General features: G+C 46.9%; 14 protein-coding genes and 1 pseudogene. 12 read left to right on the forward strand and 3 right to left on the reverse strand.

Annotated elements, in window-relative coordinates:
• Positions 1-22 precede the first annotated feature (22 nt).
• On the forward strand, positions 23-976 hold the full coding sequence (gene ylqF, locus IJ369_RS03720) for a ribosome biogenesis GTPase YlqF (RefSeq protein WP_290716140.1): 954 nt from the start codon (positions 23-25) through the stop codon (positions 974-976).
• Positions 977-1,080: 104 nt separating this feature from the next.
• The gene (locus tag IJ369_RS03725) at positions 1,081-1,551 is read left to right on the forward strand and encodes a hypothetical protein (RefSeq protein ID WP_290716142.1); all 471 of its coding nucleotides are present in this window, start codon (positions 1,081-1,083) and stop codon (positions 1,549-1,551) included.
• Between the two features lie 22 nt (positions 1,552-1,573).
• Here the strand turns inward: IJ369_RS03725 and IJ369_RS03730 are convergent, their stop codons facing one another.
• Genes IJ369_RS03730 through IJ369_RS03740 form a run of 3 tightly spaced genes read right to left on the reverse strand, consistent with a single transcriptional unit; the run spans position 1,574 to position 4,000 of the window.
• Positions 1,574-2,206 carry an NUDIX hydrolase gene (locus tag IJ369_RS03730; protein ID WP_290716144.1) on the reverse strand — a complete coding sequence of 211 codons (633 nt, stop codon included), beginning with the start codon at positions 2,204-2,206 and terminating at the stop codon, positions 1,574-1,576.
• A gap of 5 nt (positions 2,207-2,211) precedes the next feature.
• Positions 2,212-3,273 carry a tyrosine-type recombinase/integrase gene (locus IJ369_RS03735; RefSeq protein ID WP_290716147.1) on the reverse strand — a complete coding sequence of 354 codons (1,062 nt, stop codon included), beginning with the start codon at positions 3,271-3,273 and terminating at the stop codon, positions 2,212-2,214.
• A 4-nt stretch (positions 3,274-3,277) separates the two neighbouring features.
• On the reverse strand, positions 3,278-4,000 hold the full coding sequence (locus IJ369_RS03740; protein ID WP_290716148.1) for a tRNA 2-thiocytidine biosynthesis TtcA family protein: 723 nt from the start codon (positions 3,998-4,000) through the stop codon (positions 3,278-3,280).
• 170 nt (positions 4,001-4,170) lie between these two features.
• Between IJ369_RS03740 and IJ369_RS03745 the strand changes: the two genes are divergently transcribed.
• The 10 genes and pseudogenes from IJ369_RS03745 to IJ369_RS10880 form a co-directional block, all read left to right on the forward strand.
• On the forward strand, positions 4,171-5,304 hold the full coding sequence (locus IJ369_RS03745; RefSeq protein ID WP_290716150.1) for a glycoside hydrolase family 3 N-terminal domain-containing protein: 1,134 nt from the start codon (positions 4,171-4,173) through the stop codon (positions 5,302-5,304).
• Positions 5,305-5,455: 151 nt separating this feature from the next.
• Positions 5,456-7,699, forward strand: a complete 2,244-nt coding sequence (locus IJ369_RS03750; protein WP_290716151.1) for a RelA/SpoT family protein — start codon at positions 5,456-5,458, stop codon at positions 7,697-7,699.
• Positions 7,700-7,726: 27 nt separating this feature from the next.
• Positions 7,727-8,179 (forward strand): D-aminoacyl-tRNA deacylase, encoded by a 453-nt coding sequence (gene dtd / locus IJ369_RS03755; RefSeq protein WP_290716153.1) that lies wholly within the window; start codon positions 7,727-7,729, stop codon positions 8,177-8,179.
• A gap of 19 nt (positions 8,180-8,198) precedes the next feature.
• On the forward strand, positions 8,199-9,671 hold the full coding sequence (gene hemZ / locus IJ369_RS03760) for a coproporphyrinogen dehydrogenase HemZ (protein WP_290716155.1): 1,473 nt from the start codon (positions 8,199-8,201) through the stop codon (positions 9,669-9,671).
• On the forward strand, positions 9,668-10,918 hold the full coding sequence (hisS, locus tag IJ369_RS03765) for a histidine--tRNA ligase (RefSeq protein ID WP_290716158.1): 1,251 nt from the start codon (positions 9,668-9,670) through the stop codon (positions 10,916-10,918). Before hemZ ends, hisS begins: the two co-directional genes overlap by 4 nt.
• Before the next feature lie 202 nt (positions 10,919-11,120).
• Positions 11,121-12,479: a Trk system potassium transporter TrkA gene (gene trkA / locus IJ369_RS03770; RefSeq protein WP_290716159.1), complete on the forward strand. Its 1,359-nt coding sequence runs from the start codon at positions 11,121-11,123 to the stop codon at positions 12,477-12,479.
• Positions 12,480-12,501: 22 nt separating this feature from the next.
• On the forward strand, positions 12,502-13,953 hold the full coding sequence (locus IJ369_RS03775) for a TrkH family potassium uptake protein (protein WP_290716161.1): 1,452 nt from the start codon (positions 12,502-12,504) through the stop codon (positions 13,951-13,953).
• A gap of 358 nt (positions 13,954-14,311) precedes the next feature.
• A complete protein-coding gene (locus IJ369_RS03780; protein WP_290716162.1) occupies positions 14,312-14,515 on the forward strand; it encodes a hypothetical protein in 204 nt (67 codons plus the stop codon).
• A gap of 76 nt (positions 14,516-14,591) precedes the next feature.
• Positions 14,592-16,406, forward strand: a complete 1,815-nt coding sequence (gene lepA, locus IJ369_RS03785) for a translation elongation factor 4 (RefSeq protein ID WP_290716164.1) — start codon at positions 14,592-14,594, stop codon at positions 16,404-16,406.
• A 600-nt stretch (positions 16,407-17,006) separates the two neighbouring features.
• Positions 17,007-17,162 (forward strand): annotated as a pseudogene (locus IJ369_RS10880) (PLP-dependent transferase); the annotation flags it as partial.

Consider the following 17,162-nt stretch of genomic DNA (forward strand, 5'->3'; position numbering starts at 1 on the left):
ATGAAATAGAAAGAGGTAAAATATGAACAATATCCAATGGTATCCCGGGCATATGACAAAGACCCGGAGAATGATGGAAGAAAATATCTCTCTGGTGGATATCGTCATCGAACTGGTCGATGCCCGTATCCCTTACAGCAGCAAAAACCCTGATCTGGACACGATCGCAAAAAATAAACACCGCATCCTGCTTTTAAACAAATGCGATCTGGCAGATGACAGAGCTACAGATATCTGGCAGGAATATTTTGAAAAACAGGGCTTCCGTGTCATCCGTATCAACGCGCTGAAGGGCAATGGCATGGGCGAAGTGACAGAAACGGCCCGTGCCCTGATGAAGGACAAAATTGAAAAACTGAAAGCCAGAGGCCGTATCAATGTGCCTATCCGCAGTATGATCGTGGGTATCCCCAATGTAGGTAAATCTACATTCATCAATAAATATGTAGGCAAGGTAACAGCGAAAACAGGGGATAAACCCGGCGTGACCCGCGGCAAACAGTGGATCAAACTGAAAAAAGATTTCGAACTGCTGGATACACCCGGTATCCTGTGGCCTAAATTCGAAGACCAGCAGGTTGGCCTGAAACTGGCCTTCACAGGTGCCATCAACGATGATATTCTGGACCCTGAAAATATGGCGGTTGCATTTATCAACTATATGGTCTCCAGAGATCCTGACTGCCTGCGTAAACGCTATCAGATTGAATTTGATTCCATCGAAGAACCCCATGCAATTCTGGAAAAGATCGCCATTGCCCGTGGTTTCAAGAAAAAAGGCGACGAACCCGACCTGGAACGCACAGGCAAGATTTTGATGGACGAATACCGCGGCGGCAAGCTGGGCAAGATCACGCTGGAACTGCCAGAGGATATTGACGTGATGCTGGAAAAGAAAGCAGAAAGAGATGCGGAAAAAGCAATGCTGGATAAGGAAAGAAAAAGAGCATACAACAAAAGGAAAAATAATAAATGATTTTTTAAAGTCGGAGAAGCCTCCGGCTTTTTCTTTTATTTGGAAACAAAAAATGAATTTTTTCGTCAAAAATGAAAAGACTATGTTCGAGAGGAGAGAGATGCATGAAAAAGAAACTGTGGATCTGCGGAGTATTTTGCTTGCTTTGCATGACAGGCTGTGGAAAAAAGGAATTGCTGAAGGAAAAGCTGGATGCAAATGAAATTGATAAAGTTGTAGTAACGCTGGCGATGGGCAACCCTGCCTACGGTGCGGATCGCAAGGTCATCACCGATGCAAAAGAGGTACAGGATTTTGTTTTTCTGTTCAATAATGCTTATGTGGATGAAAAGATAGATACAGGAGAGGAGTGGGTGGCGGAATCCGGGTCCTATGCCTTTTTCAGCGGCGATGAGCAGATCATAAAATTCAATGTGAATGGTAACGATCCTGAGCGTATTTGGATCAATGATGCCTTTTATGAGATCGAATATCCTGAGGATATGTTTGATCCCTATGGGCTATATAGTTATTCCGATGCGGAAACGATCGTGGTAGATGAAAACGGAAACCGGATGGTGAGACCGGAAACATAAAAAGAGTCCTTTTGGACTCTTTTTAAATTTCTGTCGTTTTCAGGATTTCCACGATATTCTGGATGACCTGTGCCGTGAAGCCCCAGATGGTATGGCCGTTATATTCATAGAACAACTGGGTGGTTTTGCCCTTGCTGAAGGGGTAATTTTTGCCGCCTTCGATACGATCGTAGGGGAAATCTTCGGATTCGATGACTTTCCAGACAGTATCGTATTTATCGGGCTCAGTTTCCATGAAATAGCTCAGGGGGACTGTGAAAATTTCTTCTACTTCGTCGGGGCTGGGCTTGGCGTTCAGATATACTTCATAGGGCACATAACCGATGAAGGGCTGTATCATGCCGCGATAAATGGTCAGCATGAAATCGCTCTTGCCTAAAATCTGGATATTCTCTCTGGAAATGCCGATTTCCTCTTCCATTTCGCGGAGGGCAGTTTCCTGCAGAGATTCGCTTTTTTCCTGATGACCGCCGGGGAAGCAGACATCGCCGGGTTGATTTATGCCGGAAGCACGTTTATTCAGGATGAAATGCAGTTCGCCGTCGATTTCAGTCAGAAGAGCAAGAACAGCGAAATAATGCAGGCGCCAGAGGGGTTCTGCTTTATGTTCAGAAAAGATGGATTTGACTTTTTGCAGGCATCTTTTGGGTTCCATGTAGGTCAGTCCTTTCTTAATTTGATGCGGGTGGCGGCCATACGGCGGCGGCCATCCTCGATATCGGCATAGTGCTTGCGGGTGGTGTTGACATCCGCATGTCCCAGCACGTCTGCCACCAGATAAATATCCCCCGTTTCCTGATACAGATTCGTACCGAAGGTGCTTCTCAATTTATGGGGCGTGATTTTTTTCACCGTAACACCTTGGGCATATTTTTTTACCATATTTTGCACCGTGCGTACACCGATGCGCTTGCCCTGACCGGAAAGGAAAAGGGCCGGTTCGTTTTCATCTTTCGTAACAGTATTTTGCCTTTCTTCCAGATAATCTTCCAAGGTTTCGCGAACTTCTTCGCCAAAATACAGAAATACTTCATTGCCGCCTTTTCGGGTGACTTTCACGGCATTGTTTTTGAAATCCAGGTCTTTGATATTGATCCCCACACATTCGGAAACACGCATGCCTGTGCCCAGAAGCAAAGTCATCATAGCAAGGTCGCGTTTTTTCGTCCGTTCGTGGAAGGCTTTCTGTCTGTCGGTCAGCTTTTCACCCGTTTCCACGGCATCCAGAAAGTTTGCCACTTCGTTTACATCCAGTCGGATAATGGCTTTATCGTGGATTTTCGGGGTATCCACCAGTGCGGCAGGGTCGGCGTTGATGATTTTTTTCTTATAGAAATATTTGAACATCATTCGCACAGCCGCCAGCTTGCGGGATTTGCCTTTTTCGTCATTGTGCATTTCCTTGCCGTATTCGGGATTTTCATGGTCGGGGCGGATATAATAGGAAAGATATTCCAGAAAGCAGTCGATATCTTCGGAAGAAACTTCGTTCAGGTGCTCCGCCGTGAAATCCTTTGTTTCGATGCCGCCCAAGGTACGGTGTTCTTCGTACAGATAGCGGAAAAAGATACGCAGGTCGTAGGCATAGGCCAGGCGGGTCTTTGTGGACGTGGTCTGGGCGATGCCGCGGAAAAAGGACTGGGTGAAAGCCGGCAGTTCTTTCTGAATTTCCCGCAATCTTAAAGTCTCTTTATTTTTCAATTCTTCATGGTAAGTGGACATAAAATCAATCCTCCTGGTTCCAGCCTTTCAGGGAGGAACGCTTGATGGCGCCGAAAACCTTTTCCTGCAGATTATCGTATCTCTGGGAAAGTTCTGCCAGCAGTTCTTTGGTTTCCTGACGCTTGGTGTTGCCGTCGGCAAGGCAGGGGTTTTTCACGATATTGATGCCGCTTTTATTGACAAAGCTGCGGCATTCCCATTCGGGCACATACATCAGAGGGCGGATAGACCAGAGCTTCTTTCTGTCCAGATAGCTGACGGGAGCGAAGCAGTTCATGCGGCCTTCGTAGAAGAGAGACATGAAGAAGGTTTCCACTACGTCATCTTTATTATGGCCCAAGGCGATCTTGTTGCAGCCCAGTTTTTCTGCCATATCGTTCAGGGCACCCTTACGCATTTTTGCGCAGAGGGAGCAGGGGTTTTTCTCTTTTCTTTCTTCGAAGATGATCTGACCGATGTCGGTATTCACCACAGTGTAGTTTACGCCAATTTCATCGCAAAGCGCCTGGATATCATCATATTTTGCACCGGGCAGCCCCAGGGAAACGGTGATGGCTTCGATCTCAAAATGCTTGGGATAAAAACGCTGCAGATGTTTCAACGCCAACAGCAGGCAGATGCTGTCCTTCCCGCCGGAAACCCCAATGGCGATCTTATCGCCTTCTTCTATCATATGATAATCATCTACGGCACGGCGCACGTAGCTGAGCAGTTTTTGCAGTTTCATAGAATATTCTCCTTTGTAAAATACAATACTTTTCTAATATACAAGTATACCGAAAAACTGGGAAAAATAAAAGAGCGGTAACGTTTTTTTCAAGAATTCTGTTCTTTTTTGCAGGAAAATCGAAGGTTTTTCCAGAATTATATAGGTAAGAATGAAAAGGGGGAGAGACTATGAAAAAATTACTGGCAATGCTTCTGACGGGATGTCTGGCTTTCGGGGCTGCGGCCTGCGGCGAAAGTGCAATGACGGAGGACGCACCGCCGAAAACAGAAGCGCAGATCAAAACGGAAATTATACAGGAAATTATTGACGACATGACCCCTGCGGAAAAAGCAGGGCAATTGCTGATGGCAGATTTTCGCCAGAATACAGATGGGACAGGCATGACGACCCTTTCCGAAGAGGCAAAAGAAGCCCTTGCTGAATATCATATGGGTGGGGTGATCTTATTTGCGGAAAATCTGGACACCACAGAGCAGACGCAGCAACTGACCGCAGACCTGCAGGCGGCGGCAGACCTGCCTTTGTTTATCGGCATCGACGAGGAGGGCGGCATTGTTTCCCGTCTGGGTAAGAGCAATATCGAGCATGATGAATTTCCTCCAGCGGCAGAAATGGAAGATGTTTTCTGGGCGGGTACGTCCATTGGCTCTACCCTTTCCATGTTGGGCATCAACGTGGATTTTGCCCCTGTGGCGGATGTAAATACAAATCCTGATAACCCCATCATCGGCACCAGAGCCTTCTCTTCTGACCCTCAGGCGGCGGCAGATAAGGTCAGTGAATTTATCAGCGCCATGCAGGAACTGGATGTCAGCGCCTGCGCAAAACATTTCCCGGGGCATGGTGACACAGCTATGGACAGCCACAAGGGGGAGACCTATGTGGAACACGATATGGAACGATTGAGAACAGTGGAATTCGTTCCCTTTGAGCAGGCTATCGCAACAGGTGTAGATTTTATCATGGCGGGACATATCAAAACGCCCAATGCCACTACAGATGACTTGCCTGCGTCCCTTTCTCCTGAAATGCTGGGTATTTTGAGAAATGACCTGGGCTTTGGCGGCATCATTATTACAGATGCCATGAATATGGGTGCCATCGTGGATGAATTTGGTGCAGGGCAGAGCGCAGTTATGGCGGTGCAGGCTGGTGTGGATATCGTTCTGATGCCTGCAGATCTTGCAGAAGCGGCAAATGCCCTGACGGAAGCTATTAAAGACGGCACCATTTCTGAAGAAAGAGTCAACGAAAGCCTGAACCGTATCCTTTCCCTGAAATACGACAAGGGCCTGATTTAAGGAAATATATGTGGAAAGTCGATTGCTTTGTGGGCAGTATAGGGCTTTCGTAGAATTTTCTTGAAAATATACATATAAAAAGTTATAATTACATTTATAATCTTTTTTCGATAAAAGAAACAAAATCTTTACATAAGAGGGGGTGATGAGTATGGCAGCAATTGAAGAACAACTGTATCAGGAATTGATCGAAAAAATCAAGACTTACCATCCATCCAATGACTTTTCCATGGTGGAGAAGGCTTATAAGCTGGCGGTGGATGCCCATAAGGACCAAAAAAGAAAATCCGGCGAGCCATATATCATCCATCCTTTGAAAGTGGCATATATCCTGGCCGAACTGGAACTGGATATGGAGACCATCGTGGCAGGCATCCTGCATGATATCATCGAAGATACGGAATACAGCTATGAAGACATTTCCAACCTTTTCAGCGAAGAGATCGCTGCATTGGTAGATGGCGTCACCAAATTGGGTAAGCTGTCCTATACGACGAAAGAAGAAGCGCAGGCAGAAAACTACCGTAAGATGTTCCTTGCCATGGCAAAGGATATTCGCGTTATTTTGATCAAACTGGCGGACAGACTGCATAACATGCGTACGCTGAATTATATGACGCCTGAAAAACAAAGGGAAAAAGCCCAGGAAACACTGGATATTTATGCGCCTCTGGCCCATAGACTGGGTATCTCCAAAATCCGTTCCGAAATGGAAGATCTGTGCTTCAAGTATTTGAATCCCGATGCTTTCGATGATCTGGCAACAAAGATCCAGAAGAAGAAAGAAGAACGGGATGCTTTCGTTCAGGATATGGTAAAAGAACTGCAGACAAAGATGGACGAGGCCGGCATCAAAGGCAAGGTTTACGGCAGAACAAAGCATTTCTTCAGTATCTATAAAAAGATGGTCAACCAGAACAAAACACTGGATCAGGTCTATGACCTTTTCGCCATCCGTGCCCTGGTGGATAGTGTAAAGGACTGCTACGCCGTTCTGGGTATCGTACACACCATGTATACCCCTATGCCCGGCCGTTTCAAGGACTATATCGCCATGCCCAAGCCCAATATGTATCAGTCTCTGCATAATACGCTGATTGGCCCCCATGGGCAGGTCTTTGAAGTGCAGATCAGAACATGGGAAATGCATCGTACCAGTGAATATGGTATCGCTGCCCATTGGAAATACAAAGAAGGCAAGGCCAACGAAAAGGGCACCAAGGCATCCAAGAAGGAAGAAGCGAAGCTGGCATGGCTGCGTCAGATCATGGAATGGCAGCAGGATATGTCCGATAATAAGGAATATCTGGATACCATCAAGCTGGATCTGAATATTTTTACCACACAGGTATACGCCTTTACCCCTCAAGGTGACGTTATCCAGCTTTCCAAGGATTCTACCCCCATCGACTTTGCATATATGATCCACTCCGCTGTCGGCAACAAGATGGTGGGCGCAAGGGTCAATAATAAGATCGTTCCTCTGGATCATAAGATTCAGAATGGCGATATCATAGAGATCATCACTTCTCAGAACTCCAAAGGCCCTAACCGAGACTGGCTGGCCATCGTCAAAACAGCCCAGGCCAGAACCAAGATCAAGCAGTGGTTCAAGAGAGAAGAGAAGGAAGAAAATATCATTCGCGGCCGCGAAATGATCCTGGCAGATATGAAGAAAAAGGGCTTCCAGCCCCAGGATCTGCTGCGCCCCGAATGGCAGGAGATCGTTGTTGTCAAATATGACTTCAAAAACTGGGATGCCCTGCTGGCAGCCGTTGGTTACGGCGGCCTGAAGGAAGGCCAGGTAGTCAATCGTCTGAAGGACGAATACCTGAAAGAAAAGCGCAAGACCCAGACGGCAGAAGACGCCTTGAAGGACTTTGAAAAGACCATCGACGATAAACCTGTCAAGAAGCATAAGAGTAAGAGCGGCATCATCGTGGAAGGCATCGGCGATGTGGCCGTGCGTTTCTCCAAATGCTGCAGCCCTGTGCCCGGGGATGAGATCGTCGGTTTTGTTACCCGTGGTCGTGGTGTCACCATCCATCGTACAGACTGTATCAACGTTATCAATCTGAGCAATGAGGAACGGGGCCGCCTGATCAATGCGGAATGGGATGCTCATTTTGCCCGTGGCGATATGAACACATCCTACCTGGCAGAGCTGCGCGTGACAGCCAATGACAGAGTTGGCCTGATCCTGGAGATCAGCCGTCAGCTGGCGGATGATGATATTTCCGTAAAGGGTTTCAATGTCCGCACAACGAAGGATATGCTGGCAATTTTTAATATTACAATCGAGATCAAAACAAAGGAACAGCTGGAACGTGTGGTAAAACGTTTGAAGGCGCTGAAAGACATCGTGGAAGTAGAACGTGTTTCCGGCCTCGGCTGATAATCGTATAATTTTTAGGAGGAAGAAATGAGAGCAGTATTACAGAGAGTAACAGAAGCAAGCGTAACAATCGATGGTCAGGTAGTAGGCGAAATCGGCAAAGGCATTATGGTCCTGTTTGGCATGCTGGGCACAGATACAGATAAAACCATCGACTATATGCTGGATAAAGTGATCAACCTGCGTATTTTCGAAGATGAAAACGGCAAAATGAACCTGTCCCTGATGGACATCGAAGGCGAGCTTCTCATCGTGCCCAACTTCACACTGTACGGCGATGCAAGAAAAGGCAGACGCCCCGGCTACAGCGGCGGCGCAGCTCCCGAACTGGCAAGCGAACTGTTTGATAAGCTGTGCGCAAAGGCGCAGACACTGGGCATCAAAAAGGTTGCAACAGGCGTGTTCCAGGCTGATATGAAGGTTGCTCTGGTGAATGACGGCCCTGTAACACTGCTGCTGGACAGTGAAAAACTGTTCTGATATAGCTATGGATACAGATATGATTTATTATGTCCTGGAAGGACATGAACTGCAGAATGACGTGCAGACAATGATTCAGGTGTTTCTGGCAAACCGTCACTATACCCGTACGGAAGACGTGACCGATGCGGAAATCACTGTAAAAAGCGAAATGAAAAAAGGCATTGCTTCGGCAATGCTTTATCGCCGTGGAGAGGAAGTTTCCCAATGGTCTATGGAATATGACGAAACTTCTCTCACGGATAAAGAACAGAAACGCATCATCAAGCGTACCATCTATGAACTGCTGAAAGCGGAAACGGGTATTCGTCCCCAGTGGGGCCTGCTGACAGGCGTGCGTCCTGCGAAGCTGGTCAGCATCATGCTGGAGGAAGGAAAATCCGATGCGGAATGTATGGCGTTTCTGACAGAAGATTATCTGGTCATGGAGCATAAGGCGGAGTTGGCGCTGAAGGTGGCGAAGGCGGAACAGAAGATTTTACAGGGCAATAAACCAGAGGAAATCAGCCTCTATATCGGGATTCCTTTCTGCCCCACAAGATGTCTGTACTGTTCCTTTACAGCATATCCTCTCCATCAGTATAAAAACCGCGTGGATGAGTATCTGGATGCCATGTTCAGGGAACTGGACTGGCTGGCGGCTTACAGCAAAAATTTCGTCATGAAAAATATCTACATCGGCGGCGGGACACCCACTTCCCTGAACGAAGCACAGCTGGAACGCCTGCTGAAAAAGGTGGAGGAGCTGTTCCATCCTCTAGAAGCGAATGCTTCGGAGGAGAATATGGAATATACTGTAGAAGCGGGTCGTCCCGATACCATCACCAGAGAAAAACTTCGCCTGATGAAGGAATATGGCGTCAACCGCATTTCTATCAATCCCCAGACCATGAATGATAAGACTTTGCGTGCTGTTGGCAGAAAGCATACGGTGGATGATATTCGCCGTGTTTTCCACGAAGCCAGAGAAGAAGGTCATCAGAACATCAATATGGACCTTATTTTAGGCCTGCCCGGGGAAGATGCCGCAGATGTGCGCAATACCATGGAAGAAATTATGAAATTAAATCCGGATAATGTGACGGTGCATACGCTGGCGGTAAAACGTGCATCCCGCCTCCGTGAGGAGCTGGACCAGCACGACATGACCACAGCGGAAATGCTGGAGGCGATGTTGGATATCTCTGCGGAATATGCGGAAAAAATGGGCATGGAGCCTTACTATATGTACCGCCAGAAAAATATGGTGGGCAATTTTGAAAACGTTGGATATTGCCATCCCGGCAAGGAAGGGGTCTATAACGTCCAGATCATGGAGGAAAAACAGACCATCCTTGCGGCGGGCGCAGGGGCAAGCACAAAGACTGTCGACCCTGAAACAGACCGCATCGAGCGCGTATTCAACGTAAAGAGCATTGAAGATTACATCGGTCGTATCGATGAAATGATAGAACGAAAAAGAACGGGTTTGCCCCAAGGAGGTAATGTATGATCCAGTTAGTAAAAGGGACAAAGGACATTTACGGCGCTGAGGTAAAAGCTTGGCAGGAAATTGAAGGCAAAATGAGACGCATCTGCGAAACATTCGGCATCGGTGAAATCAGAACACCTGCGTTCGAATTTACAGAACTCTTCGCAAGAGGCGTTGGTGAAACAACAGATATCGTACAGAAAGAAATGTACACATTCACAGATGACGGCGACAGAAGCTTGACCCTGCGCCCTGAAGGCACAGCAGGCGTGGTGCGTGCGTATATCGAACATGGTATGCACAATCAGGCACAGCCCACAAAGCTGTACTATATCTCTCCCACATTCCGCTGTGAAAACACACAGGCGGGCAGACAGAGACAGTTCCATCAGTTTGGTATTGAAGTGCTGGGTTCCTACAGCCCTGCGCAGGATGCGGAAGTTATTTCCGTTGCAACAACTCTGCTGGAAGAAATGGGCGTGGAAGGCGTAGAACTGCGCATCAACAGCCTGGGCTGCCCCGAATGTCGTGCAAAATACAATAAAACACTGAAAGAATTTATCGGCCAGAATCTGGATAAACTGTGCCCTACCTGTAAGGAACGTTTTGAAAAGAACCCCCTGCGTGTGCTGGACTGTAAAGAAGAATCCTGCCAGCATATCGTGGCAAATGCACCTTCCGTACTGGATTGTCTGGATGAAGAATGTACTGCACATTTCCAGAAGGTACAGGATATCCTGACAGCAAACGGCATCGCATTTACCATCGATCCCAAGATCGTTCGTGGTCTGGACTACTACACAAGAACTGTATTCGAATTCGTTTCTAACGGCCTGACTGTTTGCGGCGGCGGCAGATACGATAAACTGGTAGAAGAAGTTGGCGGCAAGCCTACAGGCGCCGTTGGTTTCGGTCTGGGTATCGAAAGACTGGTCATGATCCTGGAAAGACAGAACGGCGCCATCGAAGAAGCTCCTGAAAGAGATGTTTACATCGGCTCCATGGGTGAAGCGGGGCTGCTGAAAGCCCAGTCTCTGGCGTTCCAGCTGAGAAAAGCAGGCATCAAGGCGGACTGCGATACTGTAGAAAGAAGCGTTAAGGCACAGATGAAATATGCAAACAAAATCGGCGCAAAATATTCTGTGATCCTGGGCGATTCCGAACTGGAAAGCGGCAAGGTAGAACTGAAGGAAATGGCGACAAGCGAAAAGAGCGAAGTGGCTCTGGATGCTCTGCTGGATATTCTGAAAGAAAAATGCGCGAAATAAAAGAATAAAAACAGTGCAGACTAAGCTCCGAGGAATTGATTTCTTCGGGGCTTTTTGGCTGGAAAATGCTGGAAAATCAAGGTTTTTCTAAGATATAACAAAGGAAAACTTGTATTTCATAAATGGAAGTGCTATGATGAGATGATGAATCTTCTGCCTTTTCGAAAGAAGAAAAGCCTTTTATAAACAAGGAGGAACAACTATGAACGTTGTGATCGTAGGGGATGGCAAGGTAGGCGGCACCATCGCCAGCCAGCTTTCCGGTGAAGGACATGACATCATTGTAATCGATAATAATACAAAGGTTCTGAATAATGCTTCCAATACGATGGATATCATCAGCGTGGAGGGCAACGGCGCCAGCATGGCAGTGCAGAAACGAGCAGGGGTATCCCATGCGGACCTGCTGATCGCTGCCACATCTGCCGATGAGGTCAATATGCTGGCCTGTCTGGTTGGGAAAAAGCTTGGCGTGCCCCATACCATTGCCCGTGTGCGTAATCCCGAATATTATGAACAGGTCAATGCGCTGAAGGAAGAACTGGGGCTGAGTATGGCGGTAAACCCTGAATTTGCGGCAGCAACGGAAATTTTACGTTTGCTGCGTTTCCCTTCTGCTCTGAAGATCGAAGTTTTTGCCCGCGGCCGTGTGGAGCTGGTAGAAATCAAGATCCCTCCCCACAGTGTGCTGGATGGCATGCCCCTTTGGGCCATCTATAAGGAATTTCAGGTAAAAGTCTTGGTCTGCGCGGTACAGAGAGACGGCGAAGTTTTCATTCCAAATGGTGACTTTGTGCTGCAGGCAGGAGATAAGATCAACCTAACAGCCCCCCACACGGAGATCGAGCGATTTTTCCGTACCCTTGGCATTTTCCGTACCGGTGTAAAATCCGTAATGATCCTGGGCGGCGGCAGACTGGCGTACTATCTGGCAAAGTCCCTGATCGAATCCCATGTGCGGGTGAAGATCATCGAACTGGATTATGAACGCTGCGAATATCTTTGCGAAATGCTGCCCGATGCCGTCATCATTCATGGGGATGGTACGGATAAGGAGCTTCTGCAGGAGGAAGGCCTGGAAAAAACAGACGCCCTGGTCTGCCTGACAGGCATGGATGAGGAAAATATCGTTGTTTCCCTTTACGGGAAAGCAAAAAAGGTATCCAAGGTCATTGCGAAGATCAACCGTATCTCCTTTGATGAAATTCTGGATACCCTGAATATCGATGGTTTTATTTCCCCCAAGACCATTGCGGCGGGCAATATCGTTCGCTATGTCCGCGCTATGCAGAATTCTGCCGGCAGCAGCAATGTTGAGACCCTGCATAAGCTGGTAAATGAACAGATCGAAGCGCTGGAATTCAAGGTAAGAGAAAGATCTTCTGTTGTGGGCGTTCCTCTGAAGGATCTGAAAACAAAGAGTGAACTGCTGGTAGCGACCATCATCCGCGGCAGCAGAGTTATCATCCCCGGCGGTAATGATTCCATTGAGGTCGGGGACAGTGTCATCATCGTAACGAGAAATAAGCATCTGATGGATTTGAAAGATATTCTGAAATAATATCTGAGACTGGTGAAAAAGTATGAATTATAATATGATCGCCTATATTTTAGGCAGTATCCTTCGGATCGAAGGGGCATTGCTGGCGGTGCCCACCTTCGTTGCCTTCTGGTATCAGGAAGAGCAGGCGGCGGTTTCCTTTATTGCAACTATCACGATATGTCTGATGGTTGGCACTGTAATGGTCAGCCGGGAACCGGAAAATAAACGGATCTATGGCAGGGAAGGCTTTGTAGTCGTGGCCCTTTCCTGGGTCGTGATGTCTGTGCTTGGGGCGCTGCCCTTTTATCTGAGCGGATCCATAGAAGGCTATGTCAATTGTTTTTTTGAAACGGTATCAGGCTTTACGACCACGGGAGCCAGTGTTTTGGAGGAAATCGAGCATCTGCCGAAGAGCATTTTGTTCTGGCGCTGCTTCACCCATTGGATCGGCGGTATGGGTATTCTGGTATTTATGCTGGCTATCATGCCCCTGGGGGATGAAAGAACTATGTATCTGATGAAAGCAGAAGCCCCCGGTCCTCTGGTATCCAAGCTGGTGCCCAGAGTAAAATCCACGGCGAAGCTCCTGTATATTATTTATGTCATTATGACGATCCTGGAAACCATCCTGCTATATGCCGGTGGCATGCCTTTTTACGATAGCGTGGTGCATGCGCTTTCCACAGCGGGCACGGGTGGGTTTTCCATTAAAAATGCCAGCATAGCGGCTTATAACAGCGTATATTTTGAATATGTCATTACGGCTTTCATGCTGCTGTTTGGCGTCAACTTCAATCTGTTTTATCTGATGGTAATGAAGGATTTCAAGAACGTATGGCGAAATGAAGAGCTGCGGTATTATATTGCTATCGTGGGGATCGCTACAGGTTTGATCACCATCAATATTTATCATTATTATCCTACGCTGGGGGCATCCTTCAGACATGCCATCTTCCAGGTGGCGGCTATTATGAGCACAACAGGCTTTGTGACAGCCAATTTCGATCTCTGGCCGGAATTTTCCAAGTCGATCCTGTACTGTCTGCTGTTTCTGGGGGCCTGCGGCGGTTCCACGGCGGGTGGTATCAAGATCTCCCGTTTTATCCTGCTGGTGAAGATGGTCGGCAGAGAGATCAGGCATATCGTCCATCCCCGTTCCGTCAATCTGATCAAGCTGGATGGATATAAGATCGAAGAGGATGCGATTCGAAGCGTGACCGGGTTTATCATTCTGTATATCCTGATCCTGCTGGGCTCCTTTATGATCATTTCTCTGAATGATTTTGATTTTATTACCAATATGACGGCGGTGACCACATGTATCAGTAATGTAGGGCCGGGGCTGAACATGGCGGGGCCTGTGGAAAATTTTGCATTTTTCTCTTCTTTTTCCAAGCTGGTGCTTTGCCTGGATATGCTGCTGGGCAGATTGGAGATTTTCCCCATTATCATGCTGTTTGCACCTTCTATCTGGAGAAAATCGTATATGTAATAAATTTTATAAAGCTAAAAGAAAAAGCAGTCCAGAAGGACTGCTTTTTCTTTAAGGGGAGGGTATATTACTATGTAAAACAAAAGGAAAATTGTAACAATCTTTTTCATCGCCCTCAAAAATTGGGAAGGGGTGCCTGCGGCTTTTCGGGGAAGAGGGCCGCAGGCGGGAAGTAAAAGGGGGCGTCCTTTTGACTTCTTTTGTAGTATACAATGAAAATATGGACATTTTGTGAATGAAAACTTAAGGGTTTGTTAAAAAAGGCGAAGAGATTTCTTATGAAAATGGGAAAAGGAAGTTTTTCTGAGGTGTCTGATTATGGTATAATAAATAAAATTGAAAAAGAGGAGGAGAGAAAATGCCTCAGTTTATAGATGAAGAAAAGAAAGACGCGCCTCAGAAGGGGGAAATGCTCCGCCAGGCGGCGGTGGTCGTTTTTCTGCTGCTGGGCGTGCTGCTGAAAAATGCAGGCGTCGGCGCAGGGGCAGTGGTCTGTTTCGTTGTGGCAGTGGTGTGTGCCATCAATTGGATCTTATTTGTGAAAAAGCAGAAGAATGGCTGATTTTTTTGACTTGATGCAACCACATATGATATAATAATTTATTATGTGTATTTAGATCGTTGCAAGGAGGAAGCATATGTCTCAGGACAAACAGAAAAATATTCGAAATTTTTGTATCGTGGCACATATCGACCATGGTAAATCCACACTGGCAGACAGACTGATCCAGAAAACGGGTCTTTTGACAGATAGAGAAATGCAGGAACAGGTTCTGGATAACATGGACTTGGAAAGAGAAAGAGGGATCACCATCAAATCTCAGGCGGTACGTCTAATCTACAAAGCCCAGAATGGCGAAGAATATCAGTTCAACCTGATCGATACCCCCGGCCATGTTGACTTTAACTATGAAGTTTCCCGTTCTCTGGCGGCATGCGAAGGCGCTGTGCTGATCGTAGACGCAGCTCAGGGCATTGAAGCCCAGACACTGGCAAACGTATATCTGGCATTGGATAACAATCTGGAGATCCTGCCCGTTGTCAATAAGATCGACCTGCCTAGCGCAAATCCCAAGTGGGCAAAGCAGGAGATCGAAGATATCATTGGTATCCCCGCAGAGGATGCCCCTGAAATTTCTGCGAAAAACGGCATCAATATCGAAGATGTACTGGAACGCATCATCACAGATATCCCTGCCCCCGCAGGTGACCCCGATGCGCCCCTGAAAGCGCTGGTATTCGACTCTGTTTACGACCAGTACAGAGGCGTTATCGTTCTGATGCGTGTGTTCGATGGCAGTATCCGCAAAGGCAGCAAGGTAAAAATGATGGCCACAGGCAAAGAATTCGACGTTGTGGAAGTTGGTATCTTTGGCCCCGGCCGTTTCCTGCCTGTTGATGAACTGAGCGCAGGCATGGTAGGCTATTTCACAGCCAGCATCAAGACTGTTTCCGATACCCGCGTTGGTGATACGGTTACATTGGCGGCAAACCCTACAGCGGAAGCGCTGCCCGGCTATAAAAAGGTAAATCCTATGGTTTACTGCGGCATTTTCCCTGTGGATGGCGCAAAATATCCAGACCTGAGAGATGCGCTGGAAAAACTGCAGCTGAATGACGCAGCTCTGTTCTTCGAACCTGAAACATCCATCGCGCTGGGCTTTGGTTTCCGTTGTGGTTTCCTGGGTCTGCTGCATCTGGAAATCATTCAGGAAAGACTGGAAAGAGAATATAACCTGGATCTGGTAACAACAGCACCCAGTGTTATCTATAAAGTATACCTGACAGACGGTACAAGCTTCGATCTGTCCAACCCCAGCAATATGCCCGACCCTGCCCGTATTGAAAAGATGGAAGAACCTATCGTAAAGGCAGAAATCATGTTGCCTAAGGATTATGTTGGCCCTATCATGGAACTGTGCCAGCAGAGACGCGGCGAGTATATCAGCATGGAATATCTGGATTCCACTCGTGTCATGCTGGTATACCATATGCCTCTGAATGAAATCATCTACGATTTCTTCGATGTACTGAAATCCAGAAGCCGTGGCTATGCATCCTTCGACTATAGCCTGATCGGCTATCAGGAAAGTGAACTGGTAAAACTGGATATCCTGGTCAATAAAGAACCTGTGGATGCCCTGTCCTTTATCGTGCATAAGGGCTCTGCAACAGAACGCGGCAGAAAGATGTGCGAAAAGCTGAAAAAAGAAATTCCCAGACATCTGTTCGAAATTCCTATCCAGGCAGCTATCGGCAGCAAGATCATTGCCAGAGAAACCATCAGCGCCATGCGTAAAGACGTATTGGCAAAATGTTATGGCGGTGACATTACCCGTAAGAAAAAACTGCTGGAAAAACAGAAAGAGGGTAAAAAACGTATGCGCCAGATCGGCAGCGTAGAAGTTCCTCAGCAGGCGTTCATGTCTGTATTGAAGCTGGATGAGGACTAAAGCATGCACTTTAGTGGTTTGAGAGTCTGGAATGGGGTTTGACCACAAGTCGTTGGGTTCGAGGACAAAAATTACGATTTAGACAGATGACAAACCAAATTTCATAGATGAAACGATACGAAAACGGTGTGATGAATAAAAATCACACCGTTTTTTTGATGCTAAAATTCTATCGACAAAGTTTTATAAGAGATTTTATGACTGTTTATACCGCATGATGAAAATCGCAGCAATTTTTGAAAAATGGAAGTAAATTTTAGTTTTCCTATTGACTTAGTATGATAATAGTGGTATTATCATTTCATCGCATAGAAAGTATTCCAAAAGGAGGTGGAAGCCATGACAGGTTATAATGCTGATCGTAAAACTACATACATGTGCATGATGCGAATGTGTAACTCCCGGGCGTTTTATATGGCTGGTGTGTCAGCATGCGCTGTTATGCACTCCACAGGAATACTAATATAAGTATTTTTAAGCCAATTGCCCGGGAGCCCTTGTAAGCCCCGGTTTTTTTATTCCGTTTTTTATGCGAAACATAATATTACAAGACAGAAATTACAGGATAATAATTAGATATAAAGAAAAGAGGTAATCAGAATGAGTGAATATAGATTTGAAACATTACAGCTTCACGTAGGACAGGAACAGGCAGACCCCGCAACAGATGCACGTGCAGTGCCCATTTACCAGACAACATCTTATGTTTTCCATAATTCCGCCCATGCGGCAGCCAGATTTGGCCTGGCAGATGCC

The organism is Anaerotignum sp. (assembly GCF_017483025.1).
In the GTDB taxonomy this organism is placed as follows: Bacteria; Bacillota; Clostridia; order Lachnospirales; family Anaerotignaceae; genus Anaerotignum_A.

Bases quoted from the DNA above. Each gene is read 5' to 3' on its own strand.
- ylqF (WP_290716140.1), top strand. From the start codon at position 23: ATGAACAATATCCAATGGTATCCCGGGCATATGACAAAGACCCGGAGA.
- IJ369_RS03725 (WP_290716142.1), top strand. From the start codon at position 1,081: ATGAAAAAGAAACTGTGGATCTGCGGAGTATTTTGCTTGCTTTGCATG.
- IJ369_RS03730 (WP_290716144.1), bottom strand. From the start codon at position 2,206: ATGGAACCCAAAAGATGCCTGCAAAAAGTCAAATCCATCTTTTCTGAA.
- IJ369_RS03735 (WP_290716147.1), bottom strand. From the start codon at position 3,273: ATGTCCACTTACCATGAAGAATTGAAAAATAAAGAGACTTTAAGATTG.
- IJ369_RS03740 (WP_290716148.1), bottom strand. From the start codon at position 4,000: ATGAAACTGCAAAAACTGCTCAGCTACGTGCGCCGTGCCGTAGATGAT.
- IJ369_RS03745 (WP_290716150.1), top strand. From the start codon at position 4,171: ATGAAAAAATTACTGGCAATGCTTCTGACGGGATGTCTGGCTTTCGGG.
- IJ369_RS03750 (WP_290716151.1), top strand. From the start codon at position 5,456: ATGGCAGCAATTGAAGAACAACTGTATCAGGAATTGATCGAAAAAATC.
- dtd (WP_290716153.1), top strand. From the start codon at position 7,727: ATGAGAGCAGTATTACAGAGAGTAACAGAAGCAAGCGTAACAATCGAT.
- hemZ (WP_290716155.1), top strand. From the start codon at position 8,199: ATGATTTATTATGTCCTGGAAGGACATGAACTGCAGAATGACGTGCAG.
- hisS (WP_290716158.1), top strand. From the start codon at position 9,668: ATGATCCAGTTAGTAAAAGGGACAAAGGACATTTACGGCGCTGAGGTA.
- trkA (WP_290716159.1), top strand. From the start codon at position 11,121: ATGAACGTTGTGATCGTAGGGGATGGCAAGGTAGGCGGCACCATCGCC.
- IJ369_RS03775 (WP_290716161.1), top strand. From the start codon at position 12,502: ATGAATTATAATATGATCGCCTATATTTTAGGCAGTATCCTTCGGATC.
- IJ369_RS03780 (WP_290716162.1), top strand. From the start codon at position 14,312: ATGCCTCAGTTTATAGATGAAGAAAAGAAAGACGCGCCTCAGAAGGGG.
- lepA (WP_290716164.1), top strand. From the start codon at position 14,592: ATGTCTCAGGACAAACAGAAAAATATTCGAAATTTTTGTATCGTGGCA.